The organism is Pseudomonas sp. CFBP 13719 (genome assembly GCF_014842095.1).
Lineage (GTDB): Bacteria > Pseudomonadota > Gammaproteobacteria > Pseudomonadales > Pseudomonadaceae > Aquipseudomonas.
In genome coordinates, this window is sequence record NZ_JACYVB010000010.1 from 164834 (window position 1) to 172027 (window position 7194).

The 7194-nt window shown below is 62.6% G+C and carries 6 protein-coding genes; all 6 read left to right on the forward strand.

Going from position 1 to position 7194, the window contains the following annotated elements; translation table 11 throughout:
- Nucleotides 1-20: 20 nt before the first annotated feature.
- The 6 genes from IFT57_RS24025 (at nt 21) to IFT57_RS24050 (ending at nt 7072) form a co-directional block, all read left to right on the forward strand.
- Nucleotides 21-992: a UDP-glucose 4-epimerase family protein gene (locus IFT57_RS24025; protein WP_192152907.1), complete on the forward strand. Its 972-nt coding sequence runs from the start codon at nt 21-23 to the stop codon at nt 990-992.
- Nucleotides 989-1999 (forward strand): MraY family glycosyltransferase, encoded by a 1011-nt coding sequence (locus IFT57_RS24030; RefSeq protein ID WP_192152908.1) that lies wholly within the window; start codon nt 989-991, stop codon nt 1997-1999. Before IFT57_RS24025 ends, IFT57_RS24030 begins: the two co-directional genes overlap by 4 nt.
- 100 nt (nt 2000-2099) lie before the next feature.
- Complete coding sequence (locus IFT57_RS24035) at nt 2100-4100, forward strand: polysaccharide biosynthesis protein (protein ID WP_192152909.1); 2001 nt, start codon at nt 2100-2102, stop codon at nt 4098-4100.
- A 363-nt stretch (nt 4101-4463) separates the two neighbouring features.
- Nucleotides 4464-5360: a glycosyltransferase family 2 protein gene (locus tag IFT57_RS24040; RefSeq protein ID WP_122795722.1), complete on the forward strand. Its 897-nt coding sequence runs from the start codon at nt 4464-4466 to the stop codon at nt 5358-5360.
- A gap of 16 nt (nt 5361-5376) precedes the next feature.
- Nucleotides 5377-6012, forward strand: coding sequence for a CatB-related O-acetyltransferase (locus IFT57_RS24045; RefSeq protein WP_192152910.1), 636 nt, complete (start codon nt 5377-5379; stop codon nt 6010-6012).
- A gap of 169 nt (nt 6013-6181) precedes the next feature.
- Nucleotides 6182-7072, forward strand: a complete 891-nt coding sequence (locus IFT57_RS24050; RefSeq protein ID WP_192152911.1) for a glycosyltransferase — start codon at nt 6182-6184, stop codon at nt 7070-7072.
- Nucleotides 7073-7194 lie beyond the last annotated feature (122 nt).

Consider the following 7194-nt stretch of genomic DNA (forward strand, 5'->3'; position numbering starts at 1 on the left):
TTCGACCAAGGTGCTCGCCCATGATCTCGAAAGCTGTTTTGGTAACTGGCGCGTCGGGTTTTGTCGGTGCCGCCGTCGCGGCTCGGCTGGTGCGGCTGGGCTGCCCGATCACCCGTGCCGCCGTGCGCCGCGCCTACACCAAGCTGCCCATTGGGGTGGAAGGCTGCGTGGTGCCCACGCTGGCCGCCGACACCGACTGGACCAGCGCGCTGGCCGGCATTGACAGCGTGGTGCACGCCGCTGCGCGTGTGCACGTGATGCGCGAGTCCCATGCCGATCCCTTGTCCGAATTTCGCCGGGTGAATGTCGAAGGCACGCTGAACCTTGCCCGCCAGGCCGCGCAGGCCGGAGTGCGGCGCTTCGTCTTCATCAGCTCGATCAAGGTCAATGGCGAGGCCACCGAGCCAGGCCAGCCGTTTCGCGCCGACGACGAGCCGTCTCCGCGCGATGCCTACGGCATTTCCAAGCTGGAAGCCGAAGTGGGCTTGCGAGCATTGGCGCAAGGCACCGGGATGGAGGTGGTGATCATTCGCCCGGTGCTGGTGTACGGGCCAGGCGTGCGCGCGAATTTTCAGACGCTGCTGCGTCTGGTGAGCAGCGGTGTGCCGCTGCCTTTCGGCAAGACCAACAACCGTCGCAGCCTGGTGGCGCTGGATAATCTGGCGGACCTGGTGTGCACCTGCCTGGAACATCCGGCTGCGTCCAATCAGACCTTTCTGGTCAGTGATGGCGAGCCGGTGTCCACTGCGAACCTGGTGCGCGCCATGGCTGCGGCGATGGGCAAGCAGCCGCGGTTGATCGATGTGCCGTTGCCGTGGATGAGCCGCGTGGCGAATGCCCTGGGGCAGGGCGCCGTGACGCAACGGCTGTTCGACTCCCTGGAAGTCGACATCGACAAGAATCGCCAGTTGCTGGGCTGGCAGCCGCCCACCTCCATGGCCGATGCGCTGGCCGCCACGGCGCGGCCCTACGTGGCAGCGCGCCGTCGATGAGCCTGCTGGTATGGCTGCTGGTGGTGCTGGTGCTTGCCTATGGGCTGACCTTCGCTTTGCGTCGCTATGCGCTGGCGCGCAGCCTGATGGACGTGCCCAACGCGCGCAGTTCCCACACGGTACCGACCCCGCGCGGCGGTGGCGTGGCGATCGTGCTGGTGTTCCTGGCCGCTATCAGCGGGCTGGCGCTTTGGGGAATGCTCGAAAGCCATGTCTGGCTCGCCCTGTTCGGCAGTGGGACGCTGGTGGCCGTGGTGGGTTTTCTCGATGACCACAATCACATCGCCGCGCGCTGGCGCTTGCTCGGCCACTTTGCAGCCGCCGCCTGGGCCCTGCTGTGCCTGGGCGGCATGCCCGGCGTGATCGGTGCGGTCGACGGGCTTGCTGCGTTGTGGTGGGTATTCGGCCTGTTGTACCTGGTGTGGATGCTCAACCTCTACAACTTCATGGACGGCATCGACGGTATCGCCAGTGTCGAGGCCATCTGCGTGTGCGCCGGGGCCTGTTTGATCTATGCGTTGAGCGGGCATGCGCAGCTGATGTGGCTGCCGGCCTTGCTGGCGGCGGCGGTGGCGGGCTTTCTGCTGTGGAACTGGCCGCCGGCGAAGATCTTCATGGGCGATGCGGGCAGCGGTTTTCTCGGGCTGGTGCTGGCGGTGCTGTCGGTTCAGGCAGCGTGGGTTGAGCCGGCTTACTTCTGGGGGTGGGTGATCCTTTTGGGTGTGTTCATCGTCGATGCCACGTTCACCTTGCTGCGGCGTTTGCTGCGCGGCGACAAGGTGTATCAGGCTCATCGAAGCCACGCCTATCAGTACGCCTCGCGGGTCTATGGGCGGCATCTGCCGGTCACCGTAGCGACGGCGTTGATCACGCTGGGCTGGCTGTTGCCTTGGGCCATTGCCGTGACGGTTTTCGGTCTGAACCCCGTGCTAGGCACCTTTATTGCGTACATCCCTTTGTTGTTGCTGGCTTTTCGTTATCATGCGGGGGAATTGGAACGCGCATGAAATTGCGTTCGCGCACTGGTGCAATCGGCTGATCGCACTTAAGGTTACGTAGTTGCTACAACCGACCGTGACGGTCTGGGGCCATTCGGGTCGAATACTGATGGATAGAATACGTACACGCTTGCTGGGTTTGCCACGTCGCCAGAAGCGCATGCTGCAAGTGGTCGCGGACATCGTGCTGGTCTGGGTCGCCCTGTGGATGGCCTTTCTGGTGCGCCTGGGCATCGAGGACATGTACAACCCGATCCGCGAGCACGAATGGCTGTTCGTGGCAGCGCCATTCGTGGCCATACCGCTGTTCATTCGTTTTGGCATGTATCGCGCGGTGATGCGCTACTTCGGCAACGATGCACTGGTGGCCATCGTCAAGGCGGTCAGCCTGTCGGCGCTGATCCTGGCGGTGGTGGTGTATTGGTACAGCAACCACCAGACGGTGGTGCCGCGCTCGATCATCTTCAATTACTGGTGGATCAGCCTGGTCATCATCGGCGGCCTGCGCCTGGCCATGCGCCAATACTTCATGGGCGACTGGTTCAACGCCGTGCACAACGTGCCCTTCGCCGGGCGTGACGACCGTTTGACCAAGGTGGCGGTGTACGGCGCCGGTGTTGCAGGCAACCAGCTGGTTGCCGCACTGCGCATGGGCCGGGTGATGCGTCCGGTGGCGTTCATCGACGACGACCCTAGCATTTCCGACCGGGTGATTGCCGGTATTCAGGTGTTCAAGCCCAAGCACATCCAGCGCATGATCGATCTGACCGGCGCCGAGGAGCTGCTGCTGGCGCTGCCGTCGACGTCGCGCTCGCGGCGCCGCGAGATTCTCAGTTTCCTCGAAGGCTTTCCGCTGCACGTGCGCAGCGTGCCCAACTTCACCGCGCTGGCCAGTGGTGAAGTGAAGGTCGACGACATTCAGGAAGTCGACATTGCCGACCTGCTCGGACGCGACTCGGTGCCGGCGCAGGATGACCTGCTGGAGCACTGCATTGCTGGCAAGTCGGTGCTGGTGACCGGGGCAGGGGGGTCGATCGGCTCCGAGCTGTGCCGGCAGATTCTCGGCCTTGAGCCGGCGCTGCTGATTCTGCTGGATCATGGCGAATTCAATCTGTACACCATCAGCGGCGAGCTGGAGCAGCGTGCTGCCCGTGAAGGGTTGCACGTGCAGATGCTGCCGACCCTGGGCACGGTGCGCGACCAGGCCAAGCTGCTCGAGGTGATGACCACCTGGAAGGTGGACACGGTGTACCACGCGGCGGCCTACAAGCATGTGCCGATGGTGGAGCACAACATCGCCGAAGGTGTGCGCAACAATGTGCTGGGTACGCTGAACTGCGCCCAGGCGGCGTTGCAGGCGGGGGTGGCCAACTTTGTGTTGATCTCCACCGACAAGGCGGTGCGCCCCACCAATGTGATGGGCAGCACCAAGCGCCTGGCCGAGATGACCTTGCAGGCGCTGAGCCGTGAAGTGGCGCCGGTGTTGTTCGGCGACCCGGCCAATGTGGCGCGGGTGAACAAGACGCGCTTCACCATGGTACGTTTCGGCAATGTGCTGGGGTCGTCGGGGTCGGTGATTCCGTTGTTTCACAAGCAGATCAAGTCGGGGGGACCGGTGACGGTGACCCATCCGAACATTACCCGCTATTTCATGACCATTCCGGAGGCTGCGCAGTTGGTCATCCAGGCTGGGTCGATGGGGCGCGGCGGTGAGGTGTTCGTGCTGGACATGGGCGAGCCGGTGAAGATCATTGATCTGGCGCAGAAGATGATTCATTTGTCGGGCTTGAGCATTCGGTCCGAGCAGAATCCCCAGGGGGATATCGGCATCGAGTTCACTGGGCTACGGCCGGGCGAGAAGCTGTATGAGGAATTGCTGATTGGTAACAACGTGGTGGCCACCCGTCATCCGATGATCATGAGTGCCCATGAGGATCATTTGTCATGGGAAGCCCTCAAGGGCGAGTTGACCGCTTTGCTGCGGGCACTGGATGACACGGATTTCGATCGGGTCCGCGAGATATTGCAGGAAGCCGTGAGCGGCTATGCCCCCGAAGGTGAGATCGTCGATTGGCTGCACATCCACCAGCACCGCGGCAGCGCTGACTGACCCTGTTTTGTGCAAACCCGCGCTCCTGTGGGAGCCGCCTCTGGCCGCGAATGCCGCGCCGCGGTCTCCCTGACCCACCGCGATGCCCTGTTCGCGGCCGATGACCGCTCCTACAGGACGACCGCGCTCCCCTGTAGGAGCGGTCCGTGGCCGCGAAAGCCCCGCCGCGATCTCCCTGACCCACCGCGGCGCCCTTTTCGCGGCCGATGACCGCTCCTNTCGCGGCCGATGACCGCTCCTACGGAGGGTCCGCAGGATCTCGCTTGGCCTCCAGGCACTGGTCGACAATCGGCTACGGATCGCCCATCATGCAGCGCTGCCGATACCAGGCCGCACATACCCGAACCAGTCGTTGCCGATAAAATGACCGACATACTTTCCGAACCTGCCGTTCGAGCCGATGTGGTGGATCTTCCCCTCGTCTCGATAGTGGCGCCGTGCTACAACGCTGAAAAGTTTCTCGAAGAGGCGGTGGCCAGCATCTTCGCCCAGGATTATCCGAATTTCGAAGTGATCATCGTCGACGACGGTTCCAGTGACCGCAGCATCGAGATGCTAACCGCGCTGCAGGCGACCTACGACTTTCAGTTGCTGCAGCAAACCAACCAGGGTGTCAGCGCCGCGCTCAACTTCGGCTTGCAGCACGCCCGCGGCAAATACGTGTCCACGCCGGACCTGGACGACATCATGCTCGCCCACTCCCTGCGCGTGCGTGTCGACTATCTCGAACAGAATCCGGAAGTCGGCGCGGTAGGTGCATTGATCACCTACATGGACACCCAGGGCAATGCCCTCAAGGACCAGACGCACACGCGCATCCGCCGCATGGATTTCGCCGACATCCTCGCCAATGCGAGGGTCTGCGGCGCGCCGGTGTCGTTGTACCGCATGGACGTGCTGCGCAAGGCCAAGTTCTACGACCCGGCGATCAAGGTCCAGGATTTCCAGATCACCCTGCGCATTGCCGAGCAGGGCGTCGAGATCCACATGCTGCCGGTGATCGTGACTCGCTACCGGCGCCATCCGCACAACCTCTCGCGCCGCTACAAGACTCTGCTCGAAGCCGACATGCGTGCCATCGAGCCCTATCGTGGGCACCCTGGCTACGAGCGCGGCCGCGCCAAACTGGTCAACAAGGCGTTGAAATACGCGGTGGTGGAAGACAAGAAGGATGCGCTGCGACTGCTGCGCTCCATCCCGCTCAAGCTATGGGACCGCACCACGTTTCGCCGTCTCAAGCGTCTGGTGTTGCATTGGTAAGTAAGGAAATGCGTCGATGAAGTGGTGGGACCGGTTGAAGAAAAGGAAGGTTCGCAAGCACCTCGGGCAGTTCGAGAAGCTGTTTCGTGGGCCCGAGCGAATCCGCATGCGCTACCCCCAGTATGCAATCGGGGTGGGCACCTACGGCATTCCCGACGTGCAGGAATTCGGTGACGACACCACGCTGAAGGTCGGCAACTACACCTCGATCGCCGAAGGCGTGAAGATTCTGCTCGGCGGTGGCCACCGCACCGATTGGGTGTCGTGCTTTCCGTTTCCGTTGATCATCGACGAGGTCAAGGACGTGCCGGGCGCAGCGCCTACCAAAGGCGACGTGATCATCGGCAGCGACTGCTGGCTGTGCGCCAATGTGTTGATTCTGTCCGGTGTGACAGTTGGCCATGGCGCGGTAGTTGCAGCCGGCGCGGTCGTGACCAAGGACATACCGCCCTATGCCGTGGTGGGCGGCAACCCGTGTCGGTTCATCAAGTGGCGTTTCGAAGAAAGCGTGAGGCAGGCACTGCTGGCCTCGGCGTGGTGGGACTGGCCCGTGGCCGAGGTCAAGGCAGTTGCCCATCTGCTGTGTAGCGACGACCTCGAGGGATTTCTGGCCTATGCCCGCAACCGGCAGCCAATAGCTGTGTCTGGCTGAGGTCGTTGGAAGTGTCACGCGCTGACTGGCGCTGCGCACAAGGCCTGAAAGTCATTGGGGTCATGCATTGTTACAATGCGAATGGCCCTGGCGATTGGCTCGGCCGCTCGTCGTACCTAGAGTGCCTACCTTCGCGTAGGCACGGCATCACTTTTTCAGAGCAACGAATATGAACACGTCCACCTCCGACAATCGAAAGCAGCCCCTGGTGTCGGTGATCATCGCCTCGTACAACCATGCGCCGTATATCGAGGCCTCGATCGGCAGCGTGCTGGCGCAGACCTACGCCAACATCGAGTTGCTGGTGGTGGACGATGGCTCGACCGATGGCAGCGTCGAGCTGTTGCGCAAGCTCAGTGCCGAGCATGGTTTCGATCTCCGCGTGCAGGAGAACAAGGGGCTTTCGCGGACGCTGAACGAGTCAGTGGCCCGTTGCCAGGGCAGCCTGGTGGTGCCGTTCGGGTCGGATGACGTGATGTTCGCCCATCGTATTGCCACTCAGGTGGCGTACATGGAAGGCAAGCCCGAGGTGGGCATCTGCTCGGCCAATACCGAGATCATCGATGCGACCGGCAAGGTGATGTGCGAGCGTGAACAGCGCAAGCGCAACGAGCCGTTCCGCCGGCTGGATTTCGACGACATGTTCATGGACCGCAAGCCGGGGCCGACCGCCGCTACGCTGATGTTCCGTCGCGAAGCGCTGGAGAAGGTAGGGGGGTTCGATCCGGAGATTCGCCTGGAAGATGTCTATATCGAATTGGCGGTGACTCGCGCGGGCTACTTCATCGATGTGCTGGGTGAGCCCCTGGCGCAGTACCGCAAGCATGCGACCAACACCTACAAGAATGGCCGCTTCATGGTCGAGAACGTGCTCAAGACCTACGCCGTGTACCGCGAGCACCCGGCGTACGAGCAGGTGCGCTGGCGCTTCCTCAATTCGATGTTCTTGAAGTATGCGCGCAAGGACAAGGGCCTGAGCAAAGAGCTGCTGGGGATGATTCCGGTTCGAGCCTGGAACAGGAAAACCCTGCGCGGCATGATCCGCATGGTGTTCGGCTGAAATCTGCGTAGCCTTTTTCGCGGCCGATGACCGCCCCTACGGGGTGTCGAATCCTTCGTAGGAGCGGCCCGTGGCCGCGAAGGGCGCGCTGCGGTGCATCAGGCAATCCGCATAGCCTTTTT

What these genes read in the sequence shown, in the direction of transcription:
- IFT57_RS24030 (WP_192152908.1), top strand. Translation starts at nt 989, where the DNA reads ATGAGCCTGCTGGTATGGCTGCTGGTGGTGCTGGTGCTTGCCTATGGG.
- IFT57_RS24025 (WP_192152907.1), top strand. Translation starts at nt 21, where the DNA reads ATGATCTCGAAAGCTGTTTTGGTAACTGGCGCGTCGGGTTTTGTCGGT.
- IFT57_RS24050 (WP_192152911.1), top strand. Translation starts at nt 6,182, where the DNA reads ATGAACACGTCCACCTCCGACAATCGAAAGCAGCCCCTGGTGTCGGTG.
- IFT57_RS24045 (WP_192152910.1), top strand. Translation starts at nt 5,377, where the DNA reads ATGAAGTGGTGGGACCGGTTGAAGAAAAGGAAGGTTCGCAAGCACCTC.
- IFT57_RS24035 (WP_192152909.1), top strand. Translation starts at nt 2,100, where the DNA reads ATGGATAGAATACGTACACGCTTGCTGGGTTTGCCACGTCGCCAGAAG.
- IFT57_RS24040 (WP_122795722.1), top strand. Translation starts at nt 4,464, where the DNA reads ATGACCGACATACTTTCCGAACCTGCCGTTCGAGCCGATGTGGTGGAT.